Below are 17,555 nucleotides of genomic sequence, written 5' to 3'. Positions count from 1 at the left end.
TTATTGAATCAGCTTATGACGATGCGCATACACAGCCGCTTGTGTTCGATCTTCTACATCGAGTTTGGAAAGAATGTTGGTAATGTGTGTCTTCACTGTTTTAATTGTAATAAATAGTTCCTCGGCAATGACCTTATTCGATTTTCCATCAGCAATCAGCTTCAAGATCTCCATTTCTCTTGCTGTTAATGCATCATGAAGGATCGATCCATTTGAGGAATGACGGAGTTTATTCATGACCTTTCCAGCCACTTTTGATTCAAGTCTTGGTTCGCCGATACTTGCAGACCGAATGGCATCCGCAATTTCTCCTGCCTTGGATGTTTTTAATAAATAGCTTAAAGCACCTGCCTCAATCACTGGATAGACTTTATCATCGTCAATAAAGCTCGTTAGAACGATGATTTTGGCATCTTCAATCGCTTGGCAAATTCTTTTCGTTGCTTCGATGCCATCCATTCCTTCCATGACAAGATCCATTAAAATCACATCTGGCTTTAATTCAACCGCTAGCTCTACACCTTTTTGTCCATCTGACGCTTCACCAATGACTTCAATATCAACCTGCGCCTCTAAAAAAGCAGCAAGCCCCATTCTCACCATTTCGTGATCGTCGATTAAAAGCACTCGAATCATCGAACGTTCTCTCCTTTACCTTCATCAAAAATGGGAACCTTCACATCAATTTGTGTTCCTTTTCCCTCAAATGACATAATCTCTGCGACACCGCCTACTTCACTTGTTCTTTCACGAATTGATTCCAGTCCGTAGGAGGCCGTCTTCACATGATCGGTTTGAAAGCCGATCCCATTGTCGATAATCTTCAGCTGCACCTGCCGATTTCGAATGAGCAGACGTACCGTCACCTTTGTCGCCTTTGCATGCCTGAACACATTTGACAGGGCTTCCTGTACAATTCGGAAGAGGTGATCCTCTACCCCTTTAGACAGCGGAACATCATCTTCTATTTCCCAATCAATATCAATCGGCTGCTTTGCTTGAAATTCATTTAGGAGTTCAATCAAGCCTTTTTTCAAGTCTTTTCCTTCAAGGGTGATCGGTCTGAGATGAAGCAAAAGCGCACGCATTTCATTTTGTGCATCGCCAGCCATCCGTTCGACTAGGCGCATCTGCTTTAAAATCTTTTCATCCCTTTCCTTCATGCCTTCAAGAATCGCAGAGGTCATCATCGAAATCGCAAACAACTGCTGGCTGACCGCATCATGCAGTTCTCGTGCTAAACGCTGACGTTCTTCTGAGACGACCGATTTCTTCATTTGCACCTGCCATTCAGCCCGCTCATTCGAGAGCTTTTGCAAAGAGGCTACTTGTCCTTCAACTCGTTTCGCCATTTCATTTAATTGATCTGCCGCTAAGCCAATTTCATCGTCGCCAAGAGATGGCAGTCTGTATGCAAAGTTCCCATTTTCAAACTTTAAAATCGACTCTACAAGCTGATCAAGACGCTTCTTATGCTGATAGCCAAATACATGCGAGGCAGAAACCCCAATGGCAATACTAATGATCAGTAAAATACAAAAAAACGGGATGCCGAACCAGCGGGTAGAGAGGAGAATCATCGGATCAAGCTGATAATAAAAAAACATAGGCAGCATCGTCATGATGACAACACCAAGCGAGATCCCTACTCCAAGACGAATAGATTGCCACTGGATACCTAGATGGAGTTTCCTCATAAGTATCTCACATCCACATCTCCGATCAGTAAAGAGATGGAGATTTTCACTTTTCGTTTGCTCTCATCGTAATTGTTGGTCATCACATACACTTTACTGCCGAATCCGCTTCTTTTTTCATCAATAATTTTCATATCACCGATTGCAGCTGAAGCACTCACACATACTTCAATATCCTGCGGTACGTAAATATCCACATCTCCGATGAGCCCGCTAATCACGATCGTGCTCTCTTCTTCTGCGATGATGGCCTTTGATAAGTCGATTTTAACATCCCCGATAAACCCTGAAATCGTCAAATCACTTAATTGAAACGGCTTTTTCATCAGCCTGACTTCACCGATAAAAAAGTCATGCTCCTTGCGCGGCTTTGTCTGGCTCTTTGTTTTCTTTTGTTCGCCCTCTTTTTCAAGATTGACTTTCAGTGAAGGCTTCCCATCGTCCGATGCTTCCTTTTTATCGACATCAAAAACAGGTTTGTTTTTCAATAAGCGATAGCCGGCATATATCAAAAAGGCCGCAAATAAATATCCTGTGAGACTAAATGTAATATTGAGCAGAAATTTTAAAAAGAGAAAGCCGGCAAAAATATAGGAAACTGAACCGAGCCAACGTTTGGATCTTGAGTGCAGCCAATAGCCAGCCAGCGCAAAAAACACAGGCCAAAACAAATCGGCTCCGATCCCAATAATTTTTAGAAATAGATTAATACCAAAAATCACGACAATGATGCCTAAAATTTGATTCCTTGAAAAACGCAGTTGACTCGCCTCCTTCCTTTCTTCCATTCATTACCGCAGCTTTAAGTTTCCACTTGTCATTTCAATATCGACTAAGTGTGTTCCTTTTCCCTGCTTGCCTTTAAAGCCTCGCCCTTCACTATCCACTTGATCAAAGTGATAGGAGTGATCGACACTTCCACTTGTTTTTTTCACTTGGACGTTAAAGTCTCCTTCATCCGGCAGGTTAAGTTTTGCACTGCCTGATGTCATATGAAAGGAGACAGGTGACGCAATGGTATCAAAGCTTGCCGTTAATCTACCGCTTGTCATGCCTAGTTGCAGCTCCCCTTTGACATCTTTAATATCGGCACGTCCAGAGGTTGCCCCAATATCACTATTTTTCGCATCGATGTGAGACACGGAGAGTCTACCCGATGTCGCTTTGATTTCTACATTTTTTGCTGAGAAATTCTCAGCTTTGAGGTTTCCGCTTGTTGATTTGAGCGTCACATCTTGAAGAGACAGCTTCCCTTCACCATCCATCTCGCTGACCCCGCTTCCACCCGTAATCTTCACATTTTTATGATAATCTGTTGGAATCTTGACTAAAAGTTCTCCTTTTTCAAATGAAGAGAAAAACAAGAATCCTTTATTTTCAGCACGGACGTTAAATGTACTGCCTGTTTGTTCCGCATACATTTTCCCTTTTCCACCTACGACCATCACGGAAATATCGGAACGATTTTCAGGCTTTACCTTCACGCGAAATCCAGAAAGAGAAATATCTATTTGATCAATTTCATCTTTTTTCGCTGAAGCTGTCGTGACTGCTTTTTCACGGGAGAAACTCAAATGAAAGAGATCTTCGTTTTTGAAAAGCATCCCAATCATTAAAAAGACACCTACAAGTATACAAATTAGACCGATTAACCGCTTCATTCATACCATCCCTTTATCCTCTGACCTTTTCATTATAAGGAAAAGCGAAACAGAAAGAAATCAAATATCGGAAGAAAAATCCTGCTTTTCTTCCGATCTGACATCGATTCCTTAGTTTGCTTGCTGCTGCTCAGGCTTCTTCTCCAGCTTGAGCTTCTGCCATTCTTTTTCAACCTCATCGGCATAGTCTAGATGAACATATGCACCTTGATCGGCAAATTGTGCATAGCTGCCCGCTTTTGTCTCCATTTCTTCGATACGGTTTTCCATTCGAAGAAATTCCTTATATGCACTTTCACTGTCTACTTTGTTCATGGATTCGTTCATATGCTGCTTTGCCTGTGCGGCATTTGCTCTTGCAATCAGTGCCTGCTTCTTATCTTTAATATCACGCAGCTTCGTTTCTAACTGCTGCAATTGCTCTTTCAGCTCTTTCAATTGTTTCACAGATTGCTGATAAGCTTCCTGATATTCCTCATGCTTTTCTTCAAAATACTTCATTTCTGTGAGCGCTTTTCGTGCTAATTCTTCTTCTCCTGCGTGAAATGCCAGCTCAGCCTGCTTCTTTCTTTTATCAGCAAATGCTTCCGTCTCTTCTGCTTTTCGCAGGAAGCCTTGCTGAATCGTTTGCTGTTTGATGATCGCATGTTTCGCTTTGGCAATATCGTCTTCCATATCACGAACGTATTGATTCAGCATGACACGTGGATTCTCCATTCTATCTAATCCCTCATTGACCGTTGCAACAAACATATCTCTTACTCTTCTGAATACCATTTGAATTTCCTCCTCTTATTTTTTCTTTAAAAAGTCTTCCCATTCTTGATCAAATGACGTGTGAATAGGTTCTTCCATTTTCGGTGACGTGCTTGGCTCCATATATGATCTGCTTGATGATTCTTTTGCCTGTTCACCATTGATCATCGTCCAGCCGAAGTAGAGAAGCCCCCCAGCCAATGCGATTCCAAGGATAAATGGCAGAGATTGCACAACGAGCATTACACCAATGACCGCTAGAATGACACCGAACGTTTTACTGCCTTTCTCATATTTCTTTACACCTACATAGATGAGCCACGCCCCAATCAGAATCGGGATCAGCCCTCCTAGTGAACCACCGAAGAAGATGGATAGACCGACAAACATTAAAATCGAACCGATGATGGTTTTACTTGTTATTTTCATCTTCATGCCTCCTTTCTTGCTCCTTGCTTTAACTATAGTCAAAAAAGAAAGCTGGCAAAACGTGTCACAGATTGATCTTTCCTTGCGACCTGAGTCGTAACTTTGCTCAGACTGAGCGGTAAAACCTAATAAAAAAGCACTCTTCTCATTCGAAGAGTACTTTTCCTTAATTAGACCGAAACACGTCTGCACTTCGTTCATATTCAACATCAGGTTCACCGAGCCGATGATTCACGATTCGGGCGGCTGCAAATAAATAGTCGGATAGACGGTTCACATAGGTGAGTGCAACCGATGGGATCTCCTCCTGCTTCGCAAGCGTCACAATATGCCGCTCTGCTCTTCTGACGACAGTCCGCGCCACATGTAAGAGAGCTGCGCCTTCCTGGCCGCCCGGTAAAATAAACTTCGTGAGAGGCGTGGCTTCTTCTACATAGACATCCATTCTTTGCTCAAGGACTGCTACAGAAGCAGCAGTTAATTTGCCTTCTTTCCGTGGTTTGACTGCTGCCAAATCATCGCCGCAGTCAAACGTGCCGTACGCCTCTACTCTCACATCATCCTTATCGGCTCTCCCGCCGATCAAGCCTGTTTGACCTTGATCCCCTGTTTTTGTATAAAGTTTCATCGCTGTTCCTCCTTGTCCATTGCTTTGTCCTTTTAGTATACCCTGAAGTGGAAGGGATGTATTTGTTTAACTAAAGCACTGTGATTTCATCGCATCATAAACCAAAAAAGCGAACCCTTTGGTTCACTTTTGAATGGCATTTAATGTATAAAGAAGACGGTGCACTTTCTGTTTTAATCTTTCATGTAAATGCTCATCGTCTTCTGTTTCCTGCATACCCGCAGCAGCGATACAAAGATGATGAATGGACATGCTCGTCTCCTGTTGAATCATGTGGACAAGCTGCCCCATCAGCTGAACAGACGATCCATCTAATAAAGACTCTTTCAGTACAAGCCATATGGTCAGCTCTTCTTGATGACGCATGCCGTAAAGCACCATGTCATCTTCCATGTCTTCAGCCGCAAATTGGTTTGGTCCACTCGTTTGGTCGTAAAACAATATTCCTTCACGATCATCCAGCTCGTCACGAAGCATCTCAGTTCCTATTCCGAGAGATCTCTTCCAAAAGAAGCCGCCCCTTTCCTGATGTGAGGAAAGGACGCGGAGCGGCTGTTTGAGGGAAAACGTCATTCCTTCTGAGCCATACGTTTTCCAGCCATCCGCTAACTTTGCATTTGATGCTATAGAAGCCCCCGCAGGCTCAATAATCAGCTGAGGGTTTGCCCTTCGTGGATGCTGGAGCGGTGTTACATCTGTTTTATACACACGGTTGATTCGCTCATGCGTCAAGACGTGATGCGGCAACCCTGCCATTTCCGTCTTTCCTTCATCAAGCAGCAGCAGCCGGTCACAATACAAACTGGCGATGTTCACATCATGAAACACACCGATCACCGTTAGCCTAGAGGAAGTGGTCTCTTCTTTAATTAAATCAAGCAAATCCTTTTGATAGGCCAAATCAAGAAAACTTGTTGGTTCATCCAGCAATAAATATTCAGGCTGCTGGGCTAATGCCTGTGCCAAGTACACACGCTGCTGTTCTCCCCCGCTCAACTCATGAATGGCTTGACCCTTAAATTGTGCAACATCCGTTTGTTCCATTACTTTGTTTACGACCTGTATATCTTCTCGCGTAACAGATTGCAGCCAGCCTTTTTGATATGGGTAACGACCGAATTGAACCGTTTCTTCCACTGTAAATGAGAAGGCTTGGTCCGTTTTCTGCGGTAGAACAGCCACTTTTTGCGCAAGCGCCTTTGGACGGTAGGATTGAACCAATTGACCGCTCAGGCGTACCTCGCCACTCTCAGGTTCCAGCATCCCAGAAATCATTTTAAGCAAGGTCGACTTCCCGCTTCCATTTGGACCAAGTATACCGAGAAATTCTCCTTGCTTTACCTCAAGACTGATGCCACGTATGACCTCTTTCTTTCCATATCCACCTCTGATCTCCTTCACTTGAATCATAGATGCGTCCCTCCTCTATATTTACGGATGAGGATAATGCCGAATACAGGGGCACCAATTAACGCAGTGATGATGCCAATCGGTAATTCAGTCGGCTCAATGATCGTACGTGATAACACATCTGCTAAAACGAGAAAGGAAGCGCCGTTCAGCATAGACAAAGGCAGGAGGTGCCGGTGGTCTGTGATGGCTAAGAGGCGAATAAAATGTGGAATCACAAGTCCCACAAATCCGATCGTCCCTGACACCGCTACCGCACTACCTGTCAGAATTGAGCCAGCAAGCAGCACTATATATTTGCTCCTTTTTACATGTACACCTAATAACTTTGCCTTCTCCTCGCCATACGTCATGACATTCAAATCCCGCCCCATCAGCATTAATGCAAAGGTCCCAATGAGAAAGAAAGGGAGGAAAAGCGCAATATAGCGCCAGCCCCTCATGGACACACTGCCAAGAAGCCAATGAATAATCTCTTTTAGATCATCACCCGTTAAAGCAATCATCAATGATATAAGCGCACCAAAAAAAGAGCTGAAAATCACCCCTGTTAAAATTAAAGAGGAGATGCTCATCCCCCGATGAACAAGACGCGCAAAAAAAAGGACGAGACATAGGGTCACAAGCGCTGTTGTCATACTGAAAAAAGGCAGTGTGAAACTGCCGAGCAAAGGGAGCTGCAAACTGAAAAATAAGGTCGCGACGGCCCCAACTGATGCCCCTTGAGATACACCTAGCGTATATGGATCAGCAAGAGGGTTTTTTAATAAACCTTGAAAGGCTGCACCAGATAACGCCAGCGCTGCTCCGACTAATGCCGCTAATATCACTCTCGGCAGCCGGATATTCATCATAATATTGCGATCAATTGAATCTATTGTGCCTATCTGCACCCCGAATAGTTCATGAACAAATATACGGAGAATAGAAGGAATGGGAATCCCTAAGCTTCCAAAGGAGATTCCCATTCCAATGCTCACCACAAGAAGTAAAGCACTTAGTGTGTATGCGATGATGAATTTATTTGAACGTGTCAGGATAGATACTTTTCGCAAGAGCCTCTACTCCTTCAACCAATCGCGGTCCCGGTCTTGATGCGAGATCCGTATTCAATTGAAAGACTTGTTTTTCCTTCACTGCTTTGATCGCATTCCAGCCGTCTCTCTTTTTCAGATCAGCTAAGCTGGAACCATCAATTGTGACGATCACATCAGGATTTCGTTTGATAATCGATTCTTCTGTCATTTGCACCCAGCCAGTTTGATCGCCAGCAGCATTTTTCGCATGTATAACAGAAAGCATTTCGTCCATAAATGTATTTGTACCTGTTGTATAGATTTCAGGCGCACCTGATACTTCGACAAAGACTGTTTTTTGTTCGTCTTTGGAGATCGCCTCTGCTTGTTTCTTGATGTCATTCAATTTTGTTTTCATCTCGTCTACAAGCTTTGTTGATGCTTCTTTTACACCTGTTGCTTCACCAATCATATTGATCGATTTGTACACATCCTTAAAGGAGGTGGCATCATTTACAGTCAGTACTTGAATCCCTGCCTCTTCAAGCTGTTTAAATCCATCTTTTGATCCCATCTGCGATGCATGCGCTAGTACAAGATCAGGCTTTAAGGAAATTACCTTCTCGACATTGAATTCAAGTCCGCCAATCTTCTCTACCTTTTCAACTTCCTTTGGATAATTGTCAAAATCAGATCGTCCAACCATTTTATCTCCAAGGCCGAGCGCATAGGCAACCTCTGTATTACTTGGAATTAATGAAACAATACGTTTAGGCTGTTCTTTGATTTCGACTGTTTTACCAGCTGCATCTTTAATCGAGACAGGAAATGCCGCAGCCGCTGTTTCGTTATTTTGTGAACTCTTTGCTTTATGGTCTGTCTCAGCACCTGCACATCCTGCTAAAACACCCATTACAAGCAATAGCGATAGCCAAATGGCCGTTAACTTTTTCATGAATGAACCCCCTGATTTATGTACTGCTTGACGAAATCTCTTCCGTCAATTCTTTTCTAATTTCGGGAATATTATACTACAGTGCAGATAGGTTGTATATGTGATTTCTAAAAGCGTCTTTTTCGTTCTTATAAAAGAAAAACAGCCTCTAAAAAGACTGTTTTTCACCCATCTATCAATTGATTTGTTCCCCATTGATGACGACTTTCTGAAAAGAAGGAGATGCTACATGCTCTAAAGAAAGTGGATACGTCACATCATCTATGACACATTTTTTCATGTTGAAGTGTGTAACGGGGGAATGTGAGTAGGCGGCTATTTTCACACCATATCGTCCGCCGCTGCTTTTCAGTCCTTCTACTTCAATATGACGTACAACAGGACGATGTGGACCCGCATCCCCTTCCTCATACATCATGTCGATACAGACCACTTCATGCTTTAAGCTTTTGACTGTGTTGTTTTTAAAGTAAATATGTTCAATGGTGCCGCCCCTGACAGAGTTGGTTTTAATCCGCAGTGCCCGGTCAAGGTTTGGACTATCCATTACATTATTTTCTGCATATACATACCTTACCCCGCCAGAGATTTCACTTCCAATTGTCACTCCGCCATGTCCATCACGCATCTCATTTCTACGAATGACAATGTTTTCAGATGGAACTCCTATTCTCCGTCCGTCCTCGTTTCTGCCAGATTTGATGGCAATACAATCGTCGCCATTATCAAAATAACAATCTTCAATGAGCACATTCCGGCAAGACTCCGGATTGACACCATCTGTGTTTGGTCCATGCCCGATAATATGGACTCCACGGACGATGACATTTTCACTTAGCACAGGGTGAATTTGCCACATCGGTGAATCCTTCACTGTCACTCCTTCAATGAGAACTTGCTGGCATTGGTAGGGCTGTATAAAGCTTGACCTTAAATAATGGCCTTCTCCAAACACTCTTTCTTCTACTGGTATCCTCTTTTCAGCCATTTCAAATAGAAGCTGACGATCCCGATCCTGAGACGGCTGGCCATTCGTGCCATACTTCCAAGGCCACCAATGATGCTCATCCCCTCTGCCATCAAGCGTTCCAGCTCCTGTAATGGCGATGTTTTCTGCATGGTGTGCATAGATGAGAGGTGAATAATTATAAAGTTCAATCCCTTCATATCTTGTCAGTACAAGAGGCAGATAATCCTTTGGGTTTTGGCTGAATGCCACATAGGCTTTCTCATGCAAATGCATCTCTACATGACTCTTCAATTCTAGAGCACCTGTCACAAACGTCCCTTCTGGAATTAGCACACGTCCCCCTTTTAAACGGTGCGCATCATCAATGGCAGACTGGATAGCATCTGTTGAAAGCTCTATCCCTTTCGCATCTGCACCATAATGAACCACATTAAATTCACGATCAGGGAACAGCGGTGCTTTTATCTGCTTTAACACTTGATCGATTCCGTTTGTTTCTTTGTCTTTCTTCCCTTGCCTTGCTAAACGCGTGAGCCCGATTCCTGTGAGTACCGTTCCTGCTGTGATATACATCAAATCCCGTTTTTTAGACACGTTCTCATCCCCCAGTCGCCTTAAAGTGTGACACCTGTTTTGAAAATAGCCAGCTCTCTAAAATTGTTTTTTTCATGATTTAATTGCTTTCCGCTCGCCACATCAATGACAGTTGAAATGAATTTTTCTAACACAACATCTTCTGGTACATCTTCAAGCAGTTCTCCCGCATTAAAGTCAATCCAGTGCTTTTTTGTTTCATATAAGGCTGTATTCGTCGAGACCTTCATTGTTGGAACAAACGTGCCGAATGGTGTCCCTCTGCCTGTTGTAAAAAGAACCAGCTGACAGCCGGAAGCGGCAAGTGCGGATGAAGCAACCAAATCATTCCCCGGCGCACTTAATAAATTTAGGCCCTTTCGCTTCAGAAATTCCCCATATTTCAATACATCTTGAATTTCAGAAGTCCCTGCTTTTTGTGTACAACCAAGAGATTTATCCTCTAATGTCGAAATTCCACCAGCTTTATTTCCCGGGGAAGGATTTTCATATACTGGCTGTCGATGATCCATGAAGTATTGTTTAAAGTCATTGATCATTTGCACAATATTGTCGAAAGTCGCTTCTGATTCCGCTCTCTCCATTAAAATCGTTTCAGCTCCAAACATTTCGGGCACTTCTGTTAACACTGTCGTGCCGCCTTGAGCAACAATAAAATCGGACAGCCTTCCTAAAAGTGGATTTGCGGTAATGCCGGAGAATCCATCTGATCCTCCGCACTTCAAACCGATTTTCAGCTCAGATAACGGGATCTCTTCACGGTGATCTTCTTTCGCTGCATCATAAATTTCCTTGAGTAAAGCGACTCCCGTCTCAATCTCATCTCCTACTTCTTGGCTTCTTAAAAATTTCACTCTCTCACGGTCATATTCACCTAAAGTGGACTGAAAATCTTCAATATCATTATTTTCACAACCAAGTCCAAGGACGAGCACCCCTCCAGCATTAGGATGCTTCACGGCATTTTGTAAAATGGTTTTTGTATTTTCATGATCGTCTCCAAGCTGTGAGCATCCATAATTGTGCTTTAATACGAGAGCTGTTTCAAACGGATGGATGTTTCCGTCCATTTCAGCGGTGAATATTTGGATGATTTGATCAGCAATGCCATTCACGCATCCAACGGTTGGGACAATCCAAAGCTCATTGCGAATCCCGCTTTCCCCATTTTTTCGTTTATATCCTTTAAATGTAAGATTCATTTTTTCATAGGGGTTGTCTGTGAATGAAGGCTCGTATTCGTAATCGAGCTTGCCTGATAGATTGGTTTTGATATTATGTGTATGCACCCATTCTCCAGCAGAAATGACAGTCGCTGCATGCCCAATGGGGTAGCCATATTTCATGATATTCTCTCTTTGCTTGATATCAGCCAATGCAAACTTATGACCTTTGGGAACGTTCTCATTTAAGACAACAGAGTGTCCTTGATGGTGCAGCTCCTTGCCTTGCTCAAGCACTTTTAAAGCAATACCGACATTGTCTGAAGGGTGAATCACAATAAAATCTTTCATGCCTTCTCCCCCTGACTTTCATATTGATGATGCAGCATTCGTTGAATAGCCGCTCTCATCCCTTGCTCCTGTATGAAGGTAAGCTGATCAGCTACAGCGTGACCCAAATCATTTACATCCGTTAAATTCCTCCCCCATAATGGTTCACATGATAGGATCCTAGCTGCGATCGTTTCATTGGATTGGTTCTCCCCTTCAAAGGCTTCCTTCATGAATGCCATTACAGTCTCATCATCCTTTATCCTTTCTGCATAAGCTCTGTAAAAATAAATGAGACTGCTGAGTGAAAACACAAGTTTCATTGGCAGCTGTTTCTTTTGCTCAACATAATCAAGCAATGACGGAAGAACTCGGGTTCGGAACTTGGATACACCATTGAGCGCAATATCAAGCAATTGATGCTTCACAAATGGATTGCAAAAGCGATCCCAAACCGATCGTGTATAAAGAAGAAGCTCATCTTGAGAGAGCTCAAGCCCTGGCAGTACTTCCTTCTCCAGCATACGCCGGATGAATAGGCCAACATGCTCGTCATCCACAGCTTCTTTTACAGTTTCTATTCCGCATGAATAGGCGATTGGCACCATCGCTGTATGAGCACCATTTAAAATCCGTACCTTGCTCATGCGATAAGGTGCAATATCCTCTACAAAAAGGACATTTAATCCTGCTTCTTGAAAGGGAAGCTCTTTTTGTACAAAGGAAGGTGCTTCAATAACAAAGAGGTGATAATATTCTGCCGTGACAAGCAACTCATCGATATATCCCTCTTCCTTTTGAACAATTTCAGCTGCTTCCTTAGAAAACCCAGGAACAATCCGATCCACAAGCGTGTTACAAAACGTATTGGCTTCCTTGATCCATGTGATAAACGCAGACGGCAGGTCCCACTTAGCTGCCATGTCTATCACATATTCCTTCAAGCGGTCACCGTTATGTTCAACCAGTTCACACGGAAGGATGATCAGCCCTTTTTGTTCATCTCCAGCAAATGCTTTAAAACGGTGATATAAAAACGCCGTCAGCTTTCCTGGAAAACTGGCTTGCGGTCGATCCTCTAAGCGATCCTCCTTTCTGAACATAAGTCCTGCCTCTGTCGTGTTTGAGAAGACAAAGCGGAGATCGGGGTTTTCAGCTACGTGTAAAAAACCATCATAATCCGTATACGTACTGATTCCTCTGCTGATCGATTGAATGATCATACGCTCATTCATTTCTTGCTGGTCATGATAGCCCTGTATACATAAAGTGTATAAGCCATCTTGTTCATTTAAAGCCGCAATGGATCCTTTTCTCGGAGGAACAACAACAGCTCTTCCTTTAAAATTTGTAAAGTCGTTCAGCTTTTGGATGTGCCAATTAATAAAGCCTCGCATAAAATTCCCTTCACCGATCTGCAAAATCGTTTCCGGATACTCAGGCACCGGGTACATGGCTTTTGATAAACGTTTCAAATAGATTCCCCTCTCTTTGTGATATGCACACGTGAACATTTTTTCTTCAAAAGGTGCTGTTTACTGCACCTTTTTGACTGAATCTCTGATCATCAGCTCTGTGTGGACATACATTTTTTCTATATGATCTTCTTCCTGCTCTTCGCCGTTTATGACTGATAGGATGGCTTCTGCTCCAAGTGCACACATTTTTTCGATTGGCTTTTTCACCGTTGTCAGTGCAGGCGTGGTATAGGATGAAAATGCAATATCATCAAAACCGATAATAGAGATATCGCCTGGACACGTCTTGCCTTTTGCATATAAAGCATTCATCGCACCAATGGCCATGTCATCGTTAGAGCAAAAAAGCGCTGTTGGCGGATGATCAAGGGTCAGCAGGGATTCCATTGATTCATAGCCGCTTTTCATGTGGTAGTCGCCTGTGATCATATATTCTTTCTTCATAGGAATATGGTGATCAATTAACGCTTGGAGAAAGCCAGCTTTTCTTTCCTGGGTCGATTTAAAGCCTTCTTTTCCTTCAATGATGGCGATTTGATGATGGCCTTGCTGAATGAAATAGTGCGCTGCCTGATATGCTCCTTGACTATCATCTGCTAATATATTCATCACTTCATTACTTTCTACACGGCGATTCAGCACAATGATTGGAATGCCCTGTTTCTTGACATGATGGATAAACGCTTCATCGTGCTCGCTTTGGCTCATAAGCAAAATGCCATCGTAGCGTTGTTTATGAATGGTTGAATAATCGTGAAAGTCGTCAATTCCTCTTACAAACAGATTGTAATGCTCTGTCATCACGCTATTGACGCCCTTTAACGCATCCACAAAGAAGCTTGAAGATGTGCCTTCTGTTAAACTCGTAAAAAACAGACCGATTGTAAACGATTTTTGTGATACAAGGCCTCTGGCATGGACATTCGGTGAATAATTCAGCTGTTTTGCAATCGACAAAATCTTTTGTTTTGTCTTCTCTTTAATAAAAGGACTATTATTCAAAGCCCTTGATACCGTAGTATGAGAGACGTTTGCCAATTTTGCTATGTCTTTAATTGTGACTGTCATGCTATTCCGCCTTTTATGATTTTTTTCCATCTTATCATAAAACCGCTTTCATTTTCTTACCTTTTTCCTCATGTGATTTTACTTTGATGCTGGAGCTGCTTTGCCCGGTCAAATTGAAAATATTGCTTGGCATTTTCATAACTGATTCCTTTCACGATCCCCCCTAACAGCTCAAGATCATAGGGGACTTCTCCTTTTTCTACCCAATCTCCGATGATATCACAAAGCAGTCTTCGGAAATATTCATGCCTTGTATATGACAAAAAGCTTCGTGAATCAGTCAGCATCCCGATGAAACGGCTAATCAGTCCAATACTGGAAAGAGCCATCATCTGCTCTGTCATTCCTTGCTTCGTATCATTAAACCACCAGGCTGTTCCGTGCTGCATCTTCCCCGGTGTCTTCCCGTCTTGAAAGCTTCCAGCCAATGTTGATATCACCACATTGTCCCTAGGATTCAAGGAATAGAGAATGGTGTTTGGCAGTGCATCTTCTTGTTCTAAACGATCTAGTATTCGGCAAAGCGGCTTTGCAATGTCTTCGTCATTCATCGCATCATACCCCGTATCTGGTCCGAGCCGCTCAAACATTTTCGTATTGTTGTTTCTCAGCGCATTGATATGAAGCTGCATCGCCCAGCCACGCTCACAGTAAGCCTGACCTAGCATAATGAATGTCTCTGTTTTAAATTTAATCTTCTCTTCTTCCGTCAATGGATGACCAGACATTCTTTTATGAAAGATGGTCTTCACTTCTTCTTCTGTCGTTTCTTCATATGTCATTTCATTAATCGCATGATCCGAGATCAAGCAGCCGTGTTCATGGAAGAAATCGATTCTTGCACGGAGTGCTTTTAAGAAGTCTTGATAGGAATGTATTGGGGTAGCTGAAGCCTCTGCTAGCTCTTGAACATATTTTCCAAACAGATCATTCGCTATATCGAGTGCTTTATCAGGTCGAAACCCTGGCAGTACTTGTACAGAGAATCCCTCTTCTCTCAGCTTTTGATGATAGTGAAGCGAATCGACCGGATCATCTGTTGTCACAACGGTTTCAACGTTTGATTTCATAATGAAGTCTCTCGCCCCAAATCCCTCTCCTTGCAGCTTTTCATTGACTTTCTGCCAAATGATGTCTGCATTTTTTTCATTTAATAGGTCTTCAACTCCGAAATACCTTCTCAGCTCTAGATGAGTCCAGTGATAGAGCGGATTTCCTATGGTCATGGGTACGGTCTTCGCCCACGCCAAAAATTTCTCATGATCTGATGCATCCCCCGTGACGTGCGTTTCAGGGATGCCATTTGCTCTCATGGCACGCCATTTGTAATGATCCCCATAAAGCCATGCTTCGGTGATATTTTGGAAGGTTTTATTTTCATAGATGTCTTTAGGACTTAAATGACAATGGTAATCTATAATTGGAAGGTCCTTTGCAAACTCATGGTATAGCTTTTCCGCCGTTGGACTGTTTAGTAAAAACTGCTCATCTAAAAAGGCTTTCATCAAACTCCCCCATCCCTCATATCGTATGAAAAATAATTTGTTCACGTTAACAATTTAATTGTAATCGTTTACAAAGTTGATTTCAATCCTAAAACAGGAAAAAACGATTTCCTTAAGAAAGGAAAATCGTTTTTTGCTTATTTTACAGGAGGTGATTTTTTTAGGATAATCGCAATAGTTGTTCCAGCACCTGGTTCACTTTCCACTTGAATATCACCATCATGCAGCAAGACAAGCTCTTTTGCAATTGCCAGCCCAAGGCCTGTTCCATTCGTTGGGTCATTTGTATTTGTCCCTCTGTAGTAGCGGTTAAATAAGTGATCTACCGTTTCTTGTGCCATTCCGCATCCGTTGTCTTTCATTTCGATCCGAACTTCTTCATTTGTTTCAGACAAAGCAGCTGTAATATGCGTGCCTTTTTGGTTATGCTTGACTGCATTCGCCAGCAGGTTCTCAATCACTCGTCTGAACCAAGCTTTGTCGATCTCAAACATGACACCGTTTGTTTGATCTTCAAAAGAGGATGAAAAATCCTCAGAAAAAGAGCTTCTTGAAAACTCGTCCATAATAGAGGCTAAAAATTCACCCAGTTCGACCGGTTTTCGATTAATAGGCAAGGCCCCATTTTTCAATCGGTACGTGAGGTTTAAATCTTCAATCAAGGTCGACATGTATTCTGATTTCTCACGAATCACCTGTCCCATTTCCATGACTTCTTCCTTGGACCATTGATATTGATCAGATTCAAGCATGAGCCCGTAGCCGTAAATCGTACTAAGAGGTGTTTTCAAATCATGAGACAATCCTGCAATCCATTCTTCCCTTGTGGTTTGAATTTTTCTTCGGTTTGCTTCATTCTCTTTTAATGTAAGCGTGAGCTGATCCATTGTTTTGAGGATATCCTCAAATAATCGGTATTCCCGCTTAATACGACCTTTTTTATTTTTACTGATTGGAATTCCTTTTCTATTTGTTGGTTCCTGCAATTTATTTCTTGATAAAAAAATCAGCCAACGAATAATGTGATAGATCGGCAGCCCATAGCGATACGAGTACCATAATGTCATGACGATGATAACCGTAAGCGCAAGACCCGTAATTAAAATGGTTGTATATTGATTTAAAGCGTCTGTCTCTTTCTCGTATAGTTCGTCTGGTCTGTATACTTTATTTGGTACTGAAACGATGATATACAGGCTTTTATTCACTTTGATGTAAGACAGGTCACTTCTAAACTCCCAAGGCTTCGATTGATACTTGAGCAGTTCAACATCTGTTACTTCATGTTTCAAATTGATATTGGCTCGAATGCCTTTTAAATATTTCCCTTCATCATTGAATAGATGCACCGATCCATTCATTCTCTTCAAGAATTCTTTCGTTTCAAGCGAATATTTAGATAATGCAGCTAAGTCTTTCTCGTGCTGCTTCAGATAATTGGCGACCTTTGTGCTGTTCGTTTTGAACCCGTATAACACGGTAAAGCTTTTTTGATCAATCTCAATTGGCCAGAAGTACATCTTGTAATCTTTAAATTGCCTTTTTTCAAAGATCTTGATCATTTCATCCTTTTGATAGGATGTTGGAATGGTCTTAGGGCGGTGATAGCTATAGACGTTTTGTTTTTTTGAATCAATCACTTGCAGCCAGCCGTCTCGTTTTTTCACTGCTTGCTTGAGCTGATCATCGGCTTCCATTTCTCCATCCTCGTTAAAATAAAGCCAGCTCATGAGTGTGTCTCCATCAGCTTTTGTTAAACCGGTTTCAGCCATGTTCTCATAATATTTTTTTAAATATAAATTTTCAGAGAACGTATTCCCGATCGTTAGAATGGCAATGACGATAAACATCTGTCCGACAAAGTGAAAGAAAAGTTTTGTTCGTAAATTCATGAA

The 17,555-nt window shown here is 42.4% G+C and carries 16 protein-coding genes; all 16 read right to left on the bottom strand.

Annotated features, from left to right (window positions below; translation table 11 throughout):
• A complete protein-coding gene (liaR, locus tag C6W21_RS13565; RefSeq protein ID WP_106056488.1) occupies nucleotides 1–636 on the bottom strand; it encodes a two-component system response regulator LiaR in 636 nt (211 codons plus the stop codon).
• On the bottom strand, nucleotides 633–1,697 hold the full coding sequence (gene liaS, locus C6W21_RS13560) for a two-component system sensor histidine kinase LiaS (RefSeq protein WP_106050786.1): 1,065 nt from the start codon (nucleotides 1,695–1,697) through the stop codon (nucleotides 633–635). The genes liaR and liaS overlap by 4 nt, the downstream gene beginning before the upstream one ends.
• A complete protein-coding gene (gene liaF, locus C6W21_RS13555; protein WP_189318193.1) occupies nucleotides 1,694–2,485 on the bottom strand; it encodes a cell wall-active antibiotics response protein LiaF in 792 nt (263 codons plus the stop codon). The genes liaS and liaF overlap by 4 nt, the downstream gene beginning before the upstream one ends.
• A 3-nt stretch (nucleotides 2,486–2,488) precedes the next feature.
• Nucleotides 2,489–3,358 carry a LiaG family protein gene (gene liaG, locus C6W21_RS13550; protein ID WP_106056486.1) on the bottom strand — a complete coding sequence of 290 codons (870 nt, stop codon included), beginning with the start codon at nucleotides 3,356–3,358 and terminating at the stop codon, nucleotides 2,489–2,491.
• Nucleotides 3,359–3,469: 111 nt separating this feature from the next.
• A complete protein-coding gene (gene liaH / locus C6W21_RS13545) occupies nucleotides 3,470–4,135 on the bottom strand; it encodes a stress responsive protein LiaH (RefSeq protein WP_106056484.1) in 666 nt (221 codons plus the stop codon).
• A gap of 15 nt (nucleotides 4,136–4,150) precedes the next feature.
• Nucleotides 4,151–4,543, bottom strand: a complete 393-nt coding sequence (locus tag C6W21_RS13540) for a hypothetical protein (protein WP_106050783.1) — start codon at nucleotides 4,541–4,543, stop codon at nucleotides 4,151–4,153.
• A 166-nt stretch (nucleotides 4,544–4,709) separates the two neighbouring features.
• Nucleotides 4,710–5,171: a cob(I)yrinic acid a,c-diamide adenosyltransferase gene (locus tag C6W21_RS13535; protein WP_106056482.1), complete on the bottom strand. Its 462-nt coding sequence runs from the start codon at nucleotides 5,169–5,171 to the stop codon at nucleotides 4,710–4,712.
• Between the two features lie 123 nt (nucleotides 5,172–5,294).
• The gene (locus tag C6W21_RS13530) at nucleotides 5,295–6,581 is read right to left on the bottom strand and encodes a heme ABC transporter ATP-binding protein (protein WP_106056480.1); all 1,287 of its coding nucleotides are present in this window, start codon (nucleotides 6,579–6,581) and stop codon (nucleotides 5,295–5,297) included.
• A complete protein-coding gene (locus tag C6W21_RS13525) occupies nucleotides 6,578–7,636 on the bottom strand; it encodes a FecCD family ABC transporter permease (RefSeq protein WP_106050780.1) in 1,059 nt (352 codons plus the stop codon). The genes C6W21_RS13530 and C6W21_RS13525 overlap by 4 nt, the downstream gene beginning before the upstream one ends.
• A complete protein-coding gene (locus tag C6W21_RS13520; protein ID WP_106050779.1) occupies nucleotides 7,602–8,552 on the bottom strand; it encodes an ABC transporter substrate-binding protein in 951 nt (316 codons plus the stop codon). The genes C6W21_RS13525 and C6W21_RS13520 overlap by 35 nt, the downstream gene beginning before the upstream one ends.
• Before the next feature lie 175 nt (nucleotides 8,553–8,727).
• Nucleotides 8,728–10,116 carry a glycoside hydrolase family 28 protein gene (locus tag C6W21_RS13515; RefSeq protein ID WP_106056478.1) on the bottom strand — a complete coding sequence of 463 codons (1,389 nt, stop codon included), beginning with the start codon at nucleotides 10,114–10,116 and terminating at the stop codon, nucleotides 8,728–8,730.
• 20 nt (nucleotides 10,117–10,136) lie between these two features.
• On the bottom strand, nucleotides 10,137–11,630 hold the full coding sequence (locus C6W21_RS13510; protein ID WP_106056476.1) for a UxaA family hydrolase: 1,494 nt from the start codon (nucleotides 11,628–11,630) through the stop codon (nucleotides 10,137–10,139).
• On the bottom strand, nucleotides 11,627–13,084 hold the full coding sequence (locus tag C6W21_RS13505) for a tagaturonate reductase (RefSeq protein WP_106056474.1): 1,458 nt from the start codon (nucleotides 13,082–13,084) through the stop codon (nucleotides 11,627–11,629). Before C6W21_RS13505 ends, C6W21_RS13510 begins: the two co-directional genes overlap by 4 nt.
• A gap of 60 nt (nucleotides 13,085–13,144) precedes the next feature.
• Nucleotides 13,145–14,155 (bottom strand): LacI family DNA-binding transcriptional regulator, encoded by a 1,011-nt coding sequence (locus tag C6W21_RS13500; RefSeq protein ID WP_106056472.1) that lies wholly within the window; start codon nucleotides 14,153–14,155, stop codon nucleotides 13,145–13,147.
• A 68-nt stretch (nucleotides 14,156–14,223) separates the two neighbouring features.
• Nucleotides 14,224–15,660, bottom strand: a complete 1,437-nt coding sequence (uxaC, locus tag C6W21_RS13495) for a glucuronate isomerase (protein ID WP_106056470.1) — start codon at nucleotides 15,658–15,660, stop codon at nucleotides 14,224–14,226.
• A gap of 137 nt (nucleotides 15,661–15,797) precedes the next feature.
• On the bottom strand, nucleotides 15,798–17,552 hold the full coding sequence (locus tag C6W21_RS13490; RefSeq protein ID WP_106056468.1) for a HAMP domain-containing sensor histidine kinase: 1,755 nt from the start codon (nucleotides 17,550–17,552) through the stop codon (nucleotides 15,798–15,800).
• Nucleotides 17,553–17,555 lie beyond the last annotated feature (3 nt).

Source organism: Bacillus sp. NMCN1 (assembly GCF_002998085.1).
In the GTDB taxonomy this organism is placed as follows: Bacteria; Bacillota; Bacilli; order Bacillales; family Bacillaceae; genus Bacillus.
The sequence above is the reverse complement of the archived record's forward strand: the minus strand, read 5'-3'. Positions and strand labels throughout refer to the sequence as shown.

What these genes read in the sequence shown, in the direction of transcription:
- liaR (WP_106056488.1), bottom strand. Translation starts at nt 636, where the DNA reads ATGATTCGAGTGCTTTTAATCGACGATCACGAAATGGTGAGAATGGGG.
- liaS (WP_106050786.1), bottom strand. Translation starts at nt 1,697, where the DNA reads ATGAGGAAACTCCATCTAGGTATCCAGTGGCAATCTATTCGTCTTGGA.
- liaF (WP_189318193.1), bottom strand. Translation starts at nt 2,485, where the DNA reads ATGGAAGAAAGGAAGGAGGCGAGTCAACTGCGTTTTTCAAGGAATCAA.
- liaG (WP_106056486.1), bottom strand. Translation starts at nt 3,358, where the DNA reads ATGAAGCGGTTAATCGGTCTAATTTGTATACTTGTAGGTGTCTTTTTA.
- liaH (WP_106056484.1), bottom strand. Translation starts at nt 4,135, where the DNA reads ATGGTATTCAGAAGAGTAAGAGATATGTTTGTTGCAACGGTCAATGAG.
- C6W21_RS13540 (WP_106050783.1), bottom strand. Translation starts at nt 4,543, where the DNA reads ATGAAAATAACAAGTAAAACCATCATCGGTTCGATTTTAATGTTTGTC.
- C6W21_RS13535 (WP_106056482.1), bottom strand. Translation starts at nt 5,171, where the DNA reads ATGAAACTTTATACAAAAACAGGGGATCAAGGTCAAACAGGCTTGATC.
- C6W21_RS13530 (WP_106056480.1), bottom strand. Translation starts at nt 6,581, where the DNA reads ATGATTCAAGTGAAGGAGATCAGAGGTGGATATGGAAAGAAAGAGGTC.
- C6W21_RS13520 (WP_106050779.1), bottom strand. Translation starts at nt 8,552, where the DNA reads ATGAAAAAGTTAACGGCCATTTGGCTATCGCTATTGCTTGTAATGGGT.
- C6W21_RS13510 (WP_106056476.1), bottom strand. Translation starts at nt 11,630, where the DNA reads ATGAAAGATTTTATTGTGATTCACCCTTCAGACAATGTCGGTATTGCT.
- C6W21_RS13500 (WP_106056472.1), bottom strand. Translation starts at nt 14,155, where the DNA reads ATGACAGTCACAATTAAAGACATAGCAAAATTGGCAAACGTCTCTCAT.
- uxaC (WP_106056470.1), bottom strand. Translation starts at nt 15,660, where the DNA reads ATGAAAGCCTTTTTAGATGAGCAGTTTTTACTAAACAGTCCAACGGCG.
- C6W21_RS13490 (WP_106056468.1), bottom strand. Translation starts at nt 17,552, where the DNA reads ATGAATTTACGAACAAAACTTTTCTTTCACTTTGTCGGACAGATGTTT.